Here is an 18605-nt window from a genome sequence, read left to right as displayed (position 1 = left end):
ATGAAAAATTAATATTTTTGTAAAATTTGTAATTGTATGCGAATGATGGAGGTGCTTTTTATGTTAAAAATCGAAAATGTATCGAAAATCTATAAGGGAGGAAAGAAAGCTGTAAAAAATATATCATTGGATATTAAAAAAGGGGAGTTCATTTGCTTCATTGGTCCGAGTGGATGTGGAAAGACAACGACAATGAAAATGATTAACCGTCTTATCGAACCATCTGAAGGCAAGATACTTATTAATGGTGAAAATATCATGGATAAAGACCCAGTCGAGCTTAGAAGACAGATCGGGTACGTTATCCAGCAAATCGGCCTTTTCCCTCACATGACCATTCTTGAAAATATTACCCTCGTTCCAAAACTTCTTAAATGGAATGAACAGAAGAAAAAGGAACGCGCACTGGAATTGCTTCAGCTTGTCGATATGGGACCTGAATACCTGGAAAGGTATCCCTACGAATTGAGCGGCGGGCAGCAACAAAGGATAGGCGTTCTCAGAGCGCTTGCTTCCAATCCTCCACTCATTTTAATGGATGAACCTTTTGGCGCACTAGATCCAATCACCCGCGATGCCCTTCAGGAGGAGTTTAAAAATCTGCAGCGCACACTTGATAAAACAATCGTTTTTGTTACGCATGATATGGATGAAGCCATTAAGCTAGCCGACAGGATCGTCATCTTAAAGGCTGGTGAAATCGTCCAAGTGGGAACACCGGATGAAATCCTCAGAAACCCAGCCAATGAGTTTGTTGAAGAATTCATCGGCAAAGATCGTTTGCTTCAAACTAGACCTAATGTTGAGTTGGTTGAACAAATCATGAGTCGAAACCCAATTTCCATTACAGAAGAAAAATCCCTTACCGATGCTATTACGATAATGCGCGAGAAAAGGGTCGATTCTTTACTTGTGGTCGATGAGCAAAATGTTTTGAAAGGGTTCGTAGATGTTGAAACGATCAGTGAATATCGAAAAAAAGCTAAATTTATCAGCGAAGTCATCAATACTGAAGTCTATTCAGTGAAACAGGATACTTTAATCCGTGATTCCGTTCAAAAGATTTTAAAACGAGGTTTCAAATACGTGCCTGTAGTTGACCAAAATAAACATTTGGTCGGAATTGTCACTAGGGCTACATTGGTCGACATCGTATATGACAGCATTTGGGGAGAGGAAGAAAATCAAGTGGCAGAAGTAGTAGAAATGTTTTAGGAGGTGTAAGAGATGGTAACAATGCTCGATTTTTTACAAACGAACTGGCAAGAATTGATTTTTAAAGCATGGGAGCACTTATATATTTCCATGATCGCTGTTTTCCTTGGAATAATAGTCGCTGTACCACTAGGGATAATGTTGACACGAATGAAAAGGAGCGCATCTATTATAATCGGAATTGCGAACATTATGCAGACATTGCCAAGCTTAGCGGTTCTCGCCTTTTTCATTCCTTTCCTTGGCGTTGGGAAAACACCCGCAATCATTGCGTTATTTTTCTATTCCGTTTTACCCATACTCAGGAATACATACACAGGCATTAAAGGAGTAAATGAAAATCTGCTGGAATCCGGACGGGGCATCGGGATGTCAAGCTGGGAGAGGATTCGTCTGGTAGAATTCCCGCTTGCACTTTCCGTCATTATGGCTGGTATCCGTACGGCTTCCGTCTATTTAATTGGATGGGCCACCTTAGCTTCCTTTATTGGAGGCGGGGGCTTGGGAGATTACATTTTTATCGGTTTGAATTTATACCAAACAGAATATATCATCGCTGGTGCAGTTCCGGTAATCATCATGGCTATCCTGGTTGATTATGTATTCTCGATCATAGAGCGAAAAGTCGTACCAAAAGGCTTGAAAGGCATGAAGGAAGTTGCTTGAGGAGGATTACCATGAATAAAAAAATAAGAAATACAATTTTAATGGCTCTTATCGTTTGTGCATTAATGATCACCGGCTGTTCTTTGCCTGGTCTAGGGTCATCTTCTGAGACTACTGTAAAGATCGGTGCCCAAAGCATGACCGAATCTGAAATCCTGGCGAACATGATCGCTCAACTCCTTGAAAGGAATACGGAACTTGATACGAAAATCATCAAAAATCTAGGTTCGAATTTCGTTCAGCAAAAAGCGATGGAGACCGGTGATATAGATATAGCCGCAACTCGATATACAGGGACTGATTTAACGAGTGTCCTGGGACAGGAAATCGAAAAGGACCCAGTAAAGGCGATGGAAATTGTTCAAAGGGAATTCAAGGAACAATATGGGTTCAAATTTTTTGATTCTTATGGATTCGATAATACATATGCCTTTACGATTTCAAATGAATTGGCTGAGGAAAAAGGGTATCAGAGTATATCGGATCTGGAAAAGGATGCAGATAATTTAAGGTTAGGTGTGGATAGTGCTTGGCTGAAAAGAAAAGGGGATGGTTATAAAGGATTCGTCGATACATATGGATTGGAGTTTGGCGAAACTTATCCGATGCAGATTGGCTTGGTTTACGATGCAGTCAAAAATGGTCAGATGGATATTGTCCTTGCATATTCCTCGGATGGACGGATTAAGGTTAATGATTTGAAGCTCTTAGAAGATGATAAACAATATTTCCCTCCATATGACTGTTCACCGGTCGTTACTGAAGAATTGTTGGAACGGTATCCTGAAATTGAAGAGGAACTTAACAAGTTAATTGGCGAGATCACTACTGAAACCATGCAGGAACTGAATTATGAAGTGGATGGGAACTTGAAGGAGCCATCGGTCGTAGCATCGGAATTCCTTAAAGCACATAAATATTTTGAATAATTGGGAGGTGCAAACTAATGGAAACCTTGCAACAGTTGGGAACTTATTATTCCCAAAATTGGATTTATGTTCTTACTGAATTTTATCGCCATTTTTTAATGTCTGCTTATGGAGTGTTATTTGCAGCAATTGTAGCCATCCCGATAGGCATTTTCATCGCGAAACATAAGAAATTGAGTAATTGGGTATTTTCGATAACGAATGTCATACAAACCATACCAGCATTGGCAATGCTTGCACTCCTGATGCTAGTGATGGGGCTGGGGACAAATACGGTAATCTTATCGTTGTTTTTGTATTCATTATTGCCAATCCTGAGAAACACGTATGTCGGGATTACAAGTATAGATCATGCTTATTTAGAATCTGGCAAGGCAATGGGAATGACAAAGCTCCAGTTACTAAGAATGGTCGAACTGCCATTATCTCTATCTGTCATCATGGCTGGCTTACGTACAGCACTTGTCGTTGCAATTGGGGTAACTGCTGTCGGTACATTCGTAGGGGCAGGCGGACTGGGAGATATCATTGTCAGGGGAACGAATGCGTCAAATGGAACTGCAATCATACTTGCAGGAGCAATTCCGACGGCATTGATGGCCATTCTCTCGGATCTTTTACTCGGATGGCTGGAACGGATTCTTTCACCGATAAAGAAGAAAAAAGTTCATACTGCCTAGAACAAATCAGGAAAATAAAAAAGCCGTTGCATGTTAATGCAATGGCTTTTTCTTAGCTTACCGATTAGAAGTCAGAAGCTTAGACTGGCAGATTTAGTTTTTTATTTCACGAAAAGGGTAACTATAAGGGTAGTCCTAAAAAAAGTATAAGGGGAATCATTCATGAAACTTACACCTGAGCAGCGTATTGAACTTCATGGCTTTAATAATCTTACGAAATCTTTAAGCTTTAATATGTATGATATTTGTTACACAAAAACGAGGGAAGAGAGGGAGTCCTACCTGGATTATATCGATGAACAATATAATGCAGAGCGGCTTTCGAAGATCCTGCACAATGTTGCGGATTTAATAGGGGCGCATGTTTTAAATACGGCCAAACAGGATTATGTCCCTCAAGGCGCCAGTGTAACCATTCTTGTTTCAGAAGGGCCTGTCGTCGAAGTGCCTATGGGGACTTATGAGGAATCACCAGGGCCTTTACCTGATAATGTGGTCATGCAACTGGATAAAAGCCATATTACCGTACATACTTACCCTGAATACCATCCAAATGAAGGCATTAGCACATTCAGGGCAGATATCGATGTCTCTACATGTGGAGAAATATCACCCCTTAAAGCCCTTAATTATCTCATTCATTCCTTCGATACCGACATTATCACGATCGATTACCGAGTAAGAGGATTTACGAGAGATAAAGATGGGCGAAAATTGTTCATTGACCATGATATAAATTCCATTCAAAACTATATTCCTGATGAAGTAAAAGGTTTATATGACATGATCGATGTAAATGTATACCAGGAAAATATTTTCCATACGAAATGTAAGCTGAAAAGGTTCGATATTAATAATTACTTATTCGGTTATACAGAGGAAAAGCTGAATAAAGAGGAAAGGCAGGAAATTATAGAAAGGCTTCAAACGGAAATGGATGAAATTTTTTATGGTGCCAATGTTCCACATCCAATAGAAAAAAACAAGCATGCCGATTAAGGGATGCTTGTTTAAATTGAAAAGTTAATTTAAATGGAAAGCCTGAACCAATACATACCCGAGGCAAGTCAAAAATATAGAGCCGACTAATCCAGCAATAAAAGGTTTACCGCCATATTTCCTAAAAGTGACAAGGTCAATGCTCAATCCTAGTCCCGCCATCGCCATTGCCATGAGGATATAGGAAAGCATAACAAGCATTTCGGCCAAAGGTTCAGGAACTGCACCTGAAGAATAAATGGCACTCATCAATAAAAATCCAAAAATGAACCACGGTATCTGAATGGATTTCCAGGAAAATTCCTTTCCGGTAACCGTTGATCGTTCTTTCCAATTCATGATGAATCCAATTAAAATGGCAACGGGAATGAGCAGGGCCACCCTAGTCAATTTGACCACCACTGCCAAGTCGACAGCCTCATTTCCCCCTGGTGCCGCAGCAGCGATGACGTGAGCAATTTCATGGAGTGTTGCACCCGAAAAAACACCATATCCTTGATCGGATAACTCCAATAATGGATATAGGATCGTATATCCGAAAGTGAAGGTTGTACCTAATACAGCAACCGTCGCTACAGCTATTGCTGTATCTTTTTCTTTTGCTTTTATTTGGGAGGAAATTGCCAGTATGGCAGCAGCTCCACAAATTCCCGTTCCGCAAGCTGTCAATATGCCAAGCTTTTTCTCAACATTAAATAGGCGGGTCAATCCATAAACTACCAATATACCAAATGCAAGACTAATGGCACCAACTGCAAATGTTTTCGGACCGGCATAAATAATATCCTTTAGGTTCAAGCGCATACCCAATAAGATAATGCCCACTCTCAAAAGGACTTTACTTGAATAATTGGTCCCTGCAACGGCGTAAGCCGGGACACCGATTAGCGATTTCCAAACAACACCAATCAGAATTGCAATGACTAACTGTCCCATTATATGAAGGAATGGAAGCTCTGCTAAGTATTTTGCTGCAATGGCAATTAGAAAAGTCAATGCTATTCCTTTTATAAATCCGAGTTTTCTAGTTTCAACTTTTATTTGTTCCAGTGTGATCACTCCATCTATGTTGATGCTTTTAACTTTAAAACTAAATTAAAAATAAGTGAAATATATTTTTGCTATTTCAATGATTACTTCTACTTATGATAAAATGAAACGCATAGGAAAATAAGGAGGTAACAATGGATCCGTTAAAAGTATTCGTAACTGTAATCGAACAGCAAAACTTTTCAAGGGCTGGGGATATCCTGAACCTGTCGCAGCCAGGAGTCAGTCTTCACATAAGGAATCTGGAAAATGAGTTAGGAACGAAATTAATTTATCGTTCCCCCAAACAAGTTCAAATAACAGAGCCGGGAAAAATTTTGTATAGACATGCAAAGCAAATGCTTAATCATTATGAAACAGCAAAAAGAGAAATAAATGAATTTAATAACGTGGTTAGCGGAACGATGAAAATAGGTGCAAGCTTCACGATAGGAGAATATTACCTTCCAAAAGTATTGGCAGAATTTGCGGCACAATATCCGATGGTGGATATACAAATCATCATCTCTAATTCAAATGATGTCATTCAAGGAATCCGTTCGAATAAGCTTGATATAGGCTTGATTGAAGGGGAAACGGATTATAAAGATATAGATGTCAGGCCCTTCATGAATGACGAGATGATTGTGGTCGTTCCCCCGGATCATCCACTTTCACAGATGGATCTCATCGAGGGCAATATGCTCCAAAACCAAACATGGGTACTTAGGGAGCAAGGATCGGGGACCCGTACATATTCCGATAAACTTCTGAGCAGTCTGGAGTTAAACATAAAAAAAACCTTTATTTTCACCAGTATCCAAGGAGTGAAAGAAGCGGTGATGGCTGGACTCGGCATTGCCTTGTTATCCCGATTGACAGTACAAAAAGAATTGAAGTCCAATGAATTGAAAACTTTCCATTTGAAAAATGAGCCCCTAATAAGACCTTTTTCGATCGTGAAAAAGTTGGACTTTGAAGCATCAAAAGCCATGGAGCTGTTTCTAAGGAAGGTCGAAGAATTTGCGATAAAGGGCCGTCCTAAATAAAACCCTGAACATTTGCTCATCCTTTCATTTTCAATGAAGAGGTTGGGCATTTTTAACGACGAATTATTATTAATTTTAATGAAAACGTCGAAAGTAATTTGGAATATGTCAATGTTTAAACGAATTTTACGTATTTTAACATAATTGCAAACATATAAATTAAATAGGTAGTCTCCAGGAAATTCTAAGCCCCTGTAGACTTTTCCTGATATTAATAATCTTAAAAGGAGCAACCACATTGGCTATAGAGGAGCAGAAAGATAAACGGATTTCTGTTTTCGACAGGATTATAGGATTCATGCCAAAATTTTATGTGATTGGGACAATTTTAATTTTTGTTTACACGTTAGTCGCGATGGCTCATTTAGGTATCCAAACTTTAAAAAAGCCAGAGGAAACCATTGTACCTGCCCCCCCTGTTTCTCAGGGATTTGAACATACATTGATATCGTTAATCATCGAACCTATCGTAACATCTGAATTTTATCAAATCATCTTTAACACATTATTCCTTTACCTAGTTTGGATATTGCTATTCCTATTAGCCCCGATTGCTTTTTACCGTTTAAAACACTTTAAATTCTTTAATATCGAAATTGAAATTGAAAAACAAGATGCAGCCGTTTATGAAGTATTCAGCATGAGCAGTTCAAAAATGAAATTTGCAGCCTATTTAACATCCGAGGAATTTCAATTGGAGATATCAGAGGAAATTGCCAACAGCAAAGACTTTAAAACACCCTTAATCTATACATTGGACTGTGCCGTGGATTTTTATTCCGATCAATTAGGTCTTTCCTTTACCTATGATATCTATACCCTGAACCAGTTCAAAAAAGCAAAGCTGCCTAAATCCATCAAAGCGATGCTTGAAAAGTCCATTCAAACCGGCGATCCGTGCATTACGAATAAAAGCAATAGCGATAGTGAATATTACAAGAACTTTCTTATCCATTATTTCGAAAACATGGACGGGAAATTCGTCACCGTCTTAAATAGTTATCAAACTGAATTCGATACATTCGATAAATCACTGCTTAAAATCCTGCAAAACGTCATATACGATTACTATTTACAATATAACTATATTTACGAAGCAAGTGAGAAGTTGGAAAAGAATGAAACCATTTCCCCCAATAATTAAAAAAACCACCCTACAAGTGGTTATTTTTTTTGGAAAGGTGATTGTTAATTATATTTTGGACAATTACATTATTACCAATGAGCTCTGACGATTTATTTACATGCTGTTCCCGAAAATCCATGTTCTTTATTTTCTTGGACTTTTTCCCATTTTTAAAATTATTGAAGGCATTTAAAAAAGCTATCTGAATCACTCCCCTTATAGATTAGTATATTCATATTTTGGATAAAATTTCATGAAAAACCTCAATTTACTGAAAAATATTTTGCGTATTTAGAGTAATGAAAATTACCTAAACAAAGCAATTATAGACATTTAGAAAAAGTGTTTTAAATGTACGAAAAGGTATTATATTTGCTCTAATCACTGATTTCTTTGGCTTTATTTATAAGAACTAAAGAAATTCCCCCCAAAATGTTGTATAGTTAGGTATGCAGAGATTCGAACAAACATTCGTTTCTTGAGCAGATTACTTCTTAGAGGCAGGAGAGAGACAGTGAACGGGACAGCACACATGGCCATAGGGGCAACAGTTGGATTCTTGACGGCAAACACACTTCAAACAGATCCAACCACCACTTTATTCTTGGTGGGCATCGGGGGAGTTTCAGGGCTGATGCCCGATATGGATATTGATGGGAAGTTAAGTAATAGGATTACCTTTTCACATAAGTTTATCCGAACGATAGCACAAACGATTGGAATTTTAATGATCATTTATAGTCTTTTGGAAGGCTCTGAAACGGAAAAGTGGATCGGTGCAGGAGCAGGAATCGGAATCATCATTATTTCATCTTTCATTAGGCAAAGGCATATGCTGACCTTGACTGGATTAGCGGTATTAGGAGGCGGTTTATCTTTGCAGGAAAGCTGGTTGTGGCTTTTTGGAGTCTATATTATCCTGGCATCCTTTACACCACATAGAAGTTATACCCATTCGATTGCCGGTATCGCTTTCTTTGGCATCATTGCCTTTCAATTCGAAGCCTTTATGGGGATTGACGGAATTTTCGCCACTTGTTCATTAGGATACATAAGTCATTTAATTGCAGATTTGAAATGTTTACCTTTTAATAAACGTGGAGTGAAATTATTTCTTCCATTTTTCTCAAAAGAATTTTGACAGTGGTTTTTTACCGCTGTTTTTTTATGAAGAAAAGATAGTTTTATTAAAGGTGCTTTTCAATATATTGAATGGACACTTGATTCGACTTATTTCTATGTTTTATATGGTCATTCTTCCTAAATCTACTAAATGTAACATATTCGTAAAGATCCTGTGATGCGAGTGATATAGCTTTTCTAGTATATTAGGTTTAGCAAATCACATCAGGGGGTAAATAATTTGTTTAAGAAAATTGTCGTCGGATTGTCATTGGCTATCACGCTTGTAACCGCATCCTTTGCCGGAAACCAAGTGGAAGCTGCTTCATATCATACAAAAGCGATTAAAGTGGCTAAAAGTGAACTAGGTACAAAATATAAAATGGGTGGCATTTCTTCATCAGGTTTTGATTGTTCGGGTTTAGTGAAGTATTCATATCAAAAGGCTGGTAAGAATTTACCAAGAACTGCTGCTGACATATATAAAAAAGGAAAGAAAGTTAAAAGCCTGCAAAAAGGTGACTTAATGTTCTTTGCACCAAATAAAGCGAAAAAACCTACACATGTGGCCATATACATAGGAAACAATGAATTCATACACTCGTCATCATCAAAAGGAGTGTCATACGCTAAAACCAATAATAGTTATTGGAAGCCAAAGTATATCGGTGCGAAACGTATATAATAGAAGAAAATCAATCTTAATATAAAAAAGCTAAGAGACTTAATGAAGTCTCTTTCAATTTGTAGACAAAAAGGTTTCGGAAGGTTTCATTCCGAAACCTTTTTGGTTTTTTATTGGAATTGAAGCAGCTATTGCGGAAAGGAAAGCATGGCATGGGTTGAACAACGAGGGGACTTTTAAGAAAGTATCGATATCACCTCAAGTATTAATACTACTTAAAAACAAAAAAGTATTCTATCTTAAAATTAAAACAAAGATGATTGGAACGGAAGGTGCGAGACTCCTGCGGGAAAAGCGCGTCAAGGGGAGACCCCACAGGTGCGAAGACGCCGAGGAGGCTCCCCGACCGCCCGCGGAAAGCAAGTACCTGGAGTGGAAATCCAACGTTTAAAAATTGTACTAACCATAAAGAGACTTAATAAAGTCTTTTTTTGTTTTAAAAAATAGGCTCTTTTCGTAAAGATTGTTGTTTTTAAAACGAAACTATTTAAGGGTGATTGGAGCGGAAGTGCGAGACTCCTGCGGGAGCAGCGGGACAGGTGAGACCCCACAGGCGTTTACGCCGCGGAGGCTCACCGCCCGCCCCGCGGAAAGCGAGCATCTGGAGGGGAAATCAACCACACCGCACTACTTAGTAAATAGCAACAAAGTATGCGAAAACAGCCAAAAAATAAGAGTGAATGAGGCACATGGACAAGAGAATTGGCATTTTGCTAATAGTTTAAGGTTATGGTGATTCCTGAATTGGGTAATCGGTAGTATGAAGCATTCATGAAAGCTTTTTAGTTGACTGGAAATGGATAGTTTAATATGCTAAGCAAACCAAATCGAAGGAATTCCTTTTTTTCAAAAAAATTCCCAGACAAAATTATTGAAAGTCAAAGAAGGTCAATGTATAATAAAGTCAGAAAGTCAAAGAAGGTCAAAGATTTGCTTTCAATTTAATTTTTTAAAGGAGGAGTACTACATGCTTTGTGAAAAATGCCATGTAAACCAAGCTAATATTCAAGTTCACCTAAATATGAATGGTCAGGAGCATGATGTGAAACTGTGCTCCACTTGTTATAAAGAAGAACGAAACAAACTTGGAGCAGCTATGGGCGGAATGGATATGGGGAAATTCCAATTTAACGGATCTCCAAATTCATTCAATCCATTTAATTATAATGGTGTACCAAAACCGGATTCAGCTGAAAATGGCGAGGACGGAGGATTGCTTGAGGAGTATGGCCGCAATTTGACCGATGCTGCTAAAGCAGGACTTATTGATCCGGTAATCGGACGAAATGAAGAAATCAAACGCGTCATTGAAGTTCTAAACAGACGCAATAAAAATAATCCAGTTTTAATCGGTGAACCTGGTGTCGGTAAAACAGCCATTGCTGAAGGTCTTGCTTTAGCGATTGTTGAAGGTTCGGTGCCAGTTAAATTACGTAATAAACTAGTATATATGCTTGATGTAGCATCCCTTGTTTCCAATACTGGAATTAGAGGGCAATTCGAAGAAAGAATGAAGCAATTGATCAGCGAATTACAGGAAAGGAAAAATGTCATTTTATTCATCGATGAAATTCATCAACTTGTGGGAGCAGGTTCGGCCGAAGGATCAATGGATGCAGGAAATATCTTGAAGCCTGCACTTGCACGCGGCGAACTTCAGCTTGTCGGAGCAACCACTTTATCCGAATATCGGAAAATTGAAAAAGACGGTGCCCTTGAAAGACGTTTCCAGCCTGTACAGGTTAACGAACCTACAACGGCTGAGGCATTGGTCATCTTACGCGGTTTAAAAGAAAGTTATGAATCTTATCATGGTGTAACATATAGTGAGGAAGCCCTAAAAGCGGCTGTTGAACTTTCGAACCGCTACATTCAAGACCGGTTCCTCCCTGACAAGGCAATAGACTTAATGGATGAAGCTGGTTCCAAATTGAACTTGACCATCGAAGACGGCCAGGTAGAAAACATGAAAGAACGACTGGCGCAAATTTATAAAGAAAAAGAAATGGCCTTAAAAGAAGAAGCATATGAAAAGGCTGCCGTTCTTCGTGATGAAGAAGAAAAACTGGAAAAGTCATTGCAAGCAGGGGAAGATGCAATTAAGCCAACCGTAACCATTGAAGACATTCAAAATATCATCGAACAAAAAACCGGCATTCCTGTAGGTAAGCTCCAAGAAGATGAGCAAGAAAGAATGATTCATCTCCAAGCGGAGCTGATGAAAAAAGTAATCGGGCAGGAAGAGGCTGTCAAAAAGGTATCCAAGGCCGTTCGAAGAAGTCGTGCCGGGTTAAAATCCAAAAATCGTCCTACCGGTTCTTTCCTTTTCGTCGGTCCGACAGGAGTCGGTAAAACCGAATTGGCGAAAACTCTTGCCGAGGAATTATTCGGGGACAAGGACGCTATGATTCGTCTTGACATGAGTGAATTCATGGAGAAACACAGTGTTTCCAAATTAATTGGTTCTCCTCCTGGATATGTAGGACATGAGGAAGCTGGACAATTGACCGAAAAAGTTCGCCGCAAGCCTTACAGTATCATCTTATTGGATGAAATCGAAAAGGCACATCCGGATGTCATGCATATGTTCCTGCAAATCATGGAAGATGGCCGCTTAACCGACAGTCAAGGCCGGACCGTTACTTTTAAAGATACCGTGATCATCATGACGAGTAATGCAGGAGTCGGTGAGAAACAAAAAGTAATGGGATTCGGTACAAGTTCAGCTGTGGAAGAGGCTTCAATCCTGCAATCTTTAGGGAGCTTCTTCAAACCGGAATTCTTGAACCGGTTCGATAGCATCATTGAATTCTCTGCATTGAAGAAAGAAGATCTTCTGCAAATTGTTGATATCATGATTCACGAGCTAGACGAAACACTTGCTGCAAATGGTTTATCTTTAGATGTGACCAATGAAGCGAAACAAAGGCTAATTGAACTCGGATATCACCCAACTTTCGGGGCGAGACCGCTCCGCCGTGTTCTTCAAGAACAGCTCGAAGATGGCATCACTGACTTTATCTTTGAGCAGCCTGAAGTTAAGAACTTCACTGCAATTGTTGAAGATAGCTCAGTGAAAATTATTAAAACACCATAAAGAGTACTAGAAATGCCTCCAAGACCGTAAAACTGTTATGGAGGCATTTTTTTCTTTTTTTTGGATTCACTTTTCGTTAAACGATAAGTAAGGTCCAGCCAAATGACCTGCTGCTTTCGATTATTAAATATAGATTTCTGAATTTTCGACATAATTTGCAGATTGGATGTTTTGATGGGTAATGCCTGTGGAATCATAACATAATGGAAGATTCGCTCATGATTATAAAAATGAATAATTCCTGTTCTAAAATGGGAATTTCAATGGAGGAATGACCTATTAAAGATTCACTTTCTTATTTTGAAGAGGAAAATAAAAATAATCAAAAACCTATGGATAATGAAACGGAAAATCAGTTGGAATCCCTGCCGATTGCTAATATCCCGTCAGAATTGGATGATTTATATTTCTATGAAGGCAAAGATTTAGGGAATTCCTATCTTAAAGATAAAACGGCATTCCGGTTATGGGCACCACTTGCATCTGAAGCCAAGCTAGTTACTTATAAACATTGGGATGATACAGATGGAATGGAGATTCAAATGGTTCGTTCGGAAAAGGGGACCTGGACCATTGAGCTGAACGGAAATCAGGATGGATTGATTTATACATATAAAGTGAAAGTGGGAGAAACCTGGAGCGAAGCCGTCGATCCCTATGTTCGCGCAGTTACTGTTAATGGTGAAAAAGGGGTCGTTATAGATTTAACAGATACGAACCCAAAAAGGTGGACACGGGATAAACCACCTCTTGAAAAAGCTGAGGACATAGTCATTTATGAATTGCATACACGGGATTTATCGATTCATCCTGAAAGCGGAATCCATCATAAAGGTAAATTCTTAGGAGTAGTTGAAGCCGGAACCAAAGGTCCAGAAGGAGCGAAAACGGGTCTTGATCATATTAAAGATCTAGGTGTTACCCATGTTCAGTTTATCCCGATATTTGATTTTGCTACAGTCAATGAAAAGAAATTGAATGAACCACAATATAACTGGGGATATGATCCACAGAATTATAACGCTCCCGAAGGCTCTTATTCGACTGATCCGTATCAGCCAAAAGTAAGGATCCGGGAGTTAAAGGAAATGATACAAGGTTTACATGACCACGGGTTACGAGTGATCATGGATGTTGTATATAATCACGTTTATTCTGTGGAAGACTCAAACTTCCATAAACTCGTTCCCAAATACTTTTTTCGCTATAACGCCGATGGCACCTTATCGAATGGAACTGGTGTAGGAAATGATACTGCTTCCGAACGTAAAATGATGCGAAAATTCATCGTTGAATCTGTAACCTATTGGGCGAAGGAATTTAACCTTGATGGTTTCCGTTTTGATTTAATGGGTATTCACGATGTGGAAACGATGAATGTAGTGAAAAAGGCACTGGCAGAAATTGATCCGACCCTCATTGTTTTGGGCGAAGGCTGGGATATGGATACCCCCTTGGCCCAAGAGCTGAAAGCAAATCAAAAGAATGCTTTTAAAATGCCTGGAATCGCTCACTTTAATGATGCGATCCGTGATGGTTTAAAAGGGTTTGTCATGAATGAACATGATAAGGGATTCGTCAATGGCAAACCAGGAATGGAAGATATTGTAAAAAAGGGCATCGCTGGTGGTTTGAAATATGATGAAGATATCGCCACATATCAAAGACCAGATCAGGTGATCAATTATGTTGAAGCACATGATAATTATACGTTATGGGATAAGCTGCTCATCACTAATCCAGATGCTACGGAAGAAAAACGGAAACAGATGCATAAATTAGCTTCGGCAATTGTCTTACTGTCACAGGGAATTCCCATGATACATGCTGGACAAGAGTTTATGCGCACGAAGGATGGAGATGAAAACAGCTATCAATCTTCTGATTGGATTAACAGGTTGGATTGGAAAAGGAGAGCGGAGTTAGATCGGGAAGTGGAGTATATGAAAGGGCTGATTTCTCTCAGGAAAAATCATTCTGTTTTTAGGTTAAGCACACCCGAAGAAATTGAGGAGCAATTACAATTCATTGATGCTCCGCCAAATGCGGTTGCATTCACCTTACAACATCAAGATTATAAAATGGCAGTGATTCATAATGCAAATTGGGACGCGATAACCATTACTCTTCCGCACGAAGGTAATTGGTCCGTTTTAGTGGATGGTCAGCGTTCGGGCCTGGAAGAAATTGATAGGATTAAAGGGAGTCAGATAACCGTTGCCCCTTTAAGTTCGCTTGTATTGAAAGCAAACACTAATCAATGATACTAAAGTCGAAGTGAGTGAATACATGTCTCACTTCGGCTTTGGTTCATTTTCTAATATGAAATTGGTCAAATGAAGACTTCCATTATTCACTTTCACAAGTTTGAGAAAATTTGTGCGAGGGTAGAAAATACCAAATGATGAATTTTATCGTTTTTTAAGAGGGGAGCGATTATTTTGCCAGAGAAAGTGCATGTAAAAATCAATGGTGCTGAGACCAGTCTGGAAGGTAATCAAACAATATTACAAATGCTGACGGATAGCTCCATTGAAGTCCCGAATGTTTGTTACCACCCTAGCCTAGGTCCTATCGAAACATGTGATACATGTTTAGTGAGCGTTAATGGGGAACTAGTTAGATCTTGTTCCACCAAGATCAAAGATGGAGATGTAATCGATACAGCCGGAGCAGAGGTAAAAGAAGCACAGGTCATGGCGATGGACAAGATATTATATAACCATGAGCTTTATTGTACGGTTTGCGATTATAATAATGGCACTTGTGGAATACACAATACCGTTAAGGAAATGAAGGTAAATCATCAAAGTGTTCCTTTTGATCAAAAACCCTATGAAGTGGATCGGACAAATCCATTCTATCGATATGACCCAGATCAATGCATCCTTTGCGGCCGTTGTGTTGAAGCTTGTCAAGATGTACAGGTCACAGAAACATTGACTATTGATTGGGAAGCAAAACGTCCGCGTGTCATTTGGGATGATAATGTTCCGATCAATGAATCTTCATGTGTGTCATGTGGGCACTGTTCCACAGTTTGCCCGTGTAATGCAATGATGGAAAAAGGGATGGAGGGTGAAGCCGGATTTTTAACTGGCATCGCTAAACAAACTCTTCGACCTATGATAGAAATTACGAAAAATGTTGAAACGGGTTATGGCTCGATTTTAGCGATTTCAGATATGGAATCCGCCATGAGGGATGCAAGGATCAAGAAGACAAAAACGGTTTGTACATATTGTGGTGTAGGATGCAGCTTTGACGTTTGGACCAAAGACCGTAAAATCCTTAAGATCGAACCGCAAGTGGAGGCACCTGCAAATGGAATTTCGACTTGCGTTAAAGGGAAATTCGGATGGGATTTTGTGAATAGTGAAGAAAGACTAACAAAACCTTTAATTAGAGAAGGGGATGCGTTCAGAGAGGCTGAATGGGAAGAAGCCCTTGAATTGATTTCCCGTAAATTCACCGACATCAAGGATTCTCACGGTCCGGATTCGATGGCTTTCATAACGTCTTCCAAATGCACCAATGAAGAGTCCTATTTAATGCAAAAACTGGCTAGGGGCATCATCGGCACGAATAATGTTGATAACTGTTCCCGGTATTGTCAGACACCGGCTACTTTGGGACTATTCAGAACGGTTGGATATGGCGGGGATACAGGGGGCATAAAGGATATCGAAAAGTCCGAACTTGTATTGATCATTGGCTCCAATACATCCGAATCACACCCCGTGTTGGCTACAAGAATTAAGCGTTCCCATAAACTGGGGAAACAGAAGCTGATAGTCGCAGACATCAGAAAGCATGAAATGGCTGACCGGTCCGACCTCTTCATCCAGCCTGCTCCGGGATCGGATATGATATGGCTTTCGGCCGTCACTAAATATATCGTCGATAAAGGTTGGACAGATAAAGACTTCATCAAAAATCGTGTAAATGGGATGGAGGAATATATCAAGACTTTAGAACCCTACACAATGGAATATGCGGAAAAAGTAACAGGCGTAACTAAGGAAGAGTTAATTACGTTGGCAAAAGCCATTCATGAAGCGGGAAGCGTTGCAGCGCTTTGGGCCATGGGCGTTACCCAGCATGGCGGAGGAAGTGATACGAGTACTGCAATTTCCAATCTCTTGCTCATAACGGGCAACTACGGTAAACCAGGAACAGGCACTTACCCTTTACGCGGACATAATAATGTACAAGGTGCCAGTGACTTTGGCAGTATGCCGGATCGCTTGCCAGGTTATGAAAAAGTAACGGATGAAAAGGTACGCGCGAAATATGAAAACATCTGGGGTACAAAAATTCCTGAAAACCCTGGCCTTAATAATCATGAAATGGTCGAAGGGATTCATTCAGATACCATTAAAGCCATGTACTTAAAAGGTGAAGATATGGGTCTGGTCGATTCGAATATCAATCATGTCCATAAAGCATTTGAAAAACTGGACTTCTTTGTGGTACAAGATATCTTCTTATCAAGAACGGCTGAATTCGCGGATGTCGTCCTTCCCGCAAGCCCAAGCTTTGAAAAAGAAGGTACTTTCACGAATACGGAACGCCGTATTCAACGTCTTTATCAAGTCTTTGAACCGCTTGGCGACTCAAAGCCTGATTGGCAAATTATAATGAATGTCGCTAATTCGTTAGGAGCCGGCTGGAATTATGAGCATCCAAGTGAAATTATGGAAGAAGCCGCTAAACTATCACCGTTATATGCAGGAGTAAGGTATGAACGCTTGGAGGGTTATAACAGTCTTCAATGGCCAGTGACGCCAGATGGTAAAGATACGCCACTGTTATTCACGGAAGCTTTTCCGTTTCCCGATGGAAAAGCGAGGTTATTTCCAGTCGAATGGACCAAACCGATTGACTTTGGGGATGAGTTCGATATCCATGTGAATAATGGCCGTTTATTGGAACATTTCCATGAAGGAAACATGACATATAAATCAAAAGGCATCACTTCCAAAACGCCAAAGGTCTTCCTTGAGGTATCCCGGGAATTGGCAAAAGATAGAGGGCTTGAGGATGGCACTCTTGTTCGGCTCACTTCACCGTATGGACATGCAAAAGTGGAATGTCTGATTACGGATCGTGTAAAAGGTAAAGAAGTTTATCTTCCGATGAACGATTCAGGTGACGGGGCCATCAACCAATTGACAAGCAGCCATTCAGATAAAGATACTGATACTCCCGCCTATAAGGAAGTTCAAGCAAAAATGGAAGTTCTTAGGGTCAAAGGAGACAATCCATTGCCAAGCATCAACCATCGTAATGGGAATCCTCAACCGCAAATGGGTGTACAAGTACAAAAAAAATGGGCCCGCGAAGATTATATATTCCCTGGTGACCTCTTGAAGATCAAAAAGGAGGAGAGGAACCGTGGCTAAAGCGACAAAAGTGATCAATCGAATCTCCATTAGCGATGAAGAAAGAAGAAGGATTGAACTCGAGGATATCGAGCGTACCCTATTGGAAAATAAAGAAGTGATTAAAGAAACGTTTGAAGTCATGAAGGGCATGCAGGATTGTGGGATATTATCGATGGTTAACAGCTTGTTGAAGGAAGGGGATAAAGTGCTGAACATTCTTGTCAAGACAGCGGACACCCCAGAAACGGCAAATACGTTGAAAAATCTGCTTCTCATACTTGGCACATTAGGGACACTTAATGTTCAGCAGCTTGAACCGCTAATCCTCAAAGTCAACTCAGGGATTGCCCGTGTGGCCGAAGCTGATAAAACGCCAGAAAAGCCAAGTTATTTAGCGTTACTGCGTTCCTTGAATGACCAAGAAGTCAAACAAGCCATGACCTTCCTGATGACTTTTATTAAAGGAATGGGAGAAGATACAAGCGATTTAGAAAGAACCACCCAATTACCGGAGAATCAGCATTTGCATAAAACGAATGAAACAGCGGAAATAGAACGGCCCACCTCCAGAAAATCATACGGATCAAGTATTCCCAGTAAAAGCGGAAGCGATAAAAAACG

The 18605-nt window shown here is 39.7% G+C and carries 12 protein-coding genes and 2 pseudogenes; 13 read left to right on the top strand and 1 reads right to left on the bottom strand.

Going from position 1 to position 18605, the window contains the following annotated elements:
- Window positions 1-60: 60 nt before the first annotated feature.
- The 5 genes from ACJ9PY_RS12990 to speD all read left to right on the top strand — a co-directional run bounded on the left by ACJ9PY_RS12990 (window position 61) and on the right by speD (window position 4489).
- A complete protein-coding gene (locus tag ACJ9PY_RS12990) occupies window positions 61-1215 on the top strand; it encodes a betaine/proline/choline family ABC transporter ATP-binding protein (protein WP_053535096.1) in 1155 nt (384 codons plus the stop codon).
- Between the two features lie 12 nt (window positions 1216-1227).
- Window positions 1228-1881 (top strand): ABC transporter permease, encoded by a 654-nt coding sequence (locus ACJ9PY_RS12985; protein WP_411740200.1) that lies wholly within the window; start codon window positions 1228-1230, stop codon window positions 1879-1881.
- A gap of 11 nt (window positions 1882-1892) precedes the next feature.
- Window positions 1893-2810, top strand: a complete 918-nt coding sequence (locus ACJ9PY_RS12980; RefSeq protein WP_057277589.1) for an osmoprotectant ABC transporter substrate-binding protein — start codon at window positions 1893-1895, stop codon at window positions 2808-2810.
- A 17-nt stretch (window positions 2811-2827) separates the two neighbouring features.
- A complete protein-coding gene (locus ACJ9PY_RS12975) occupies window positions 2828-3490 on the top strand; it encodes an ABC transporter permease (protein WP_411740199.1) in 663 nt (220 codons plus the stop codon).
- Window positions 3491-3652: 162 nt separating this feature from the next.
- Entirely contained in the window at window positions 3653-4489 is an 837-nt protein-coding gene (gene speD / locus ACJ9PY_RS12970; RefSeq protein ID WP_054395755.1) for an adenosylmethionine decarboxylase, read from the top strand.
- A gap of 24 nt (window positions 4490-4513) precedes the next feature.
- On the opposite strand, the gene ACJ9PY_RS12965 is transcribed toward speD, so the two are convergent.
- Window positions 4514-5539 (bottom strand): YeiH family protein, encoded by a 1026-nt coding sequence (locus tag ACJ9PY_RS12965; RefSeq protein WP_411740275.1) that lies wholly within the window; start codon window positions 5537-5539, stop codon window positions 4514-4516.
- Window positions 5540-5673: 134 nt separating this feature from the next.
- Here ACJ9PY_RS12965 and ACJ9PY_RS12960 point away from each other — a divergent pair, with 134 nt between their 5' ends.
- The 8 genes and pseudogenes from ACJ9PY_RS12960 to ACJ9PY_RS12925 form a co-directional block, all read left to right on the top strand.
- Complete coding sequence (locus ACJ9PY_RS12960) at window positions 5674-6567, top strand: selenium metabolism-associated LysR family transcriptional regulator (RefSeq protein WP_063576179.1); 894 nt, start codon at window positions 5674-5676, stop codon at window positions 6565-6567.
- A gap of 238 nt (window positions 6568-6805) precedes the next feature.
- Window positions 6806-7711 (top strand): hypothetical protein, encoded by a 906-nt coding sequence (locus tag ACJ9PY_RS12955; RefSeq protein ID WP_057277591.1) that lies wholly within the window; start codon window positions 6806-6808, stop codon window positions 7709-7711.
- Window positions 7712-8207: 496 nt separating this feature from the next.
- Window positions 8208-8834 (top strand): metal-dependent hydrolase, encoded by a 627-nt coding sequence (locus ACJ9PY_RS12950; RefSeq protein ID WP_098185970.1) that lies wholly within the window; start codon window positions 8208-8210, stop codon window positions 8832-8834.
- A gap of 222 nt (window positions 8835-9056) precedes the next feature.
- Window positions 9057-9500: a C40 family peptidase gene (locus ACJ9PY_RS12945; RefSeq protein WP_063576181.1), complete on the top strand. Its 444-nt coding sequence runs from the start codon at window positions 9057-9059 to the stop codon at window positions 9498-9500.
- A gap of 967 nt (window positions 9501-10467) precedes the next feature.
- Complete coding sequence (locus ACJ9PY_RS12940; RefSeq protein ID WP_411740198.1) at window positions 10468-12597, top strand: ATP-dependent Clp protease ATP-binding subunit; 2130 nt, start codon at window positions 10468-10470, stop codon at window positions 12595-12597.
- Window positions 12598-12986: 389 nt separating this feature from the next.
- Window positions 12987-14861 (top strand): annotated as a pseudogene (gene pulA / locus ACJ9PY_RS12935) (type I pullulanase); the annotation flags it as partial.
- Window positions 14862-15038: 177 nt separating this feature from the next.
- The gene (gene fdhF, locus ACJ9PY_RS12930) at window positions 15039-18002 is read left to right on the top strand and encodes a formate dehydrogenase subunit alpha (protein ID WP_411740197.1); all 2964 of its coding nucleotides are present in this window, start codon (window positions 15039-15041) and stop codon (window positions 18000-18002) included.
- A pseudogene (locus ACJ9PY_RS12925) lies at window positions 17995-18516 on the top strand (DUF1641 domain-containing protein); the annotation flags it as partial. The gene fdhF and the pseudogene ACJ9PY_RS12925, both read left to right, overlap by 8 nt.
- Between the last annotated feature and the right edge of the window lie 89 nt (window positions 18517-18605).

The organism is Peribacillus sp. S4, assembly GCF_046715815.1.
In the GTDB taxonomy this organism is placed as follows: domain Bacteria; phylum Bacillota; class Bacilli; order Bacillales; family DSM-1321; genus Peribacillus; species Peribacillus frigoritolerans.
This window is presented reverse-complemented; position numbering and strand designations above follow the sequence as displayed.

What these genes read in the sequence shown, in the direction of transcription:
- ACJ9PY_RS12990 (WP_053535096.1), top strand. Translation starts at nt 61, where the DNA reads ATGTTAAAAATCGAAAATGTATCGAAAATCTATAAGGGAGGAAAGAAA.
- ACJ9PY_RS12985 (WP_411740200.1), top strand. Translation starts at nt 1,228, where the DNA reads ATGGTAACAATGCTCGATTTTTTACAAACGAACTGGCAAGAATTGATT.
- ACJ9PY_RS12980 (WP_057277589.1), top strand. Translation starts at nt 1,893, where the DNA reads ATGAATAAAAAAATAAGAAATACAATTTTAATGGCTCTTATCGTTTGT.
- ACJ9PY_RS12975 (WP_411740199.1), top strand. Translation starts at nt 2,828, where the DNA reads ATGGAAACCTTGCAACAGTTGGGAACTTATTATTCCCAAAATTGGATT.
- speD (WP_054395755.1), top strand. Translation starts at nt 3,653, where the DNA reads ATGAAACTTACACCTGAGCAGCGTATTGAACTTCATGGCTTTAATAAT.
- ACJ9PY_RS12960 (WP_063576179.1), top strand. Translation starts at nt 5,674, where the DNA reads ATGGATCCGTTAAAAGTATTCGTAACTGTAATCGAACAGCAAAACTTT.
- ACJ9PY_RS12940 (WP_411740198.1), top strand. Translation starts at nt 10,468, where the DNA reads ATGCTTTGTGAAAAATGCCATGTAAACCAAGCTAATATTCAAGTTCAC.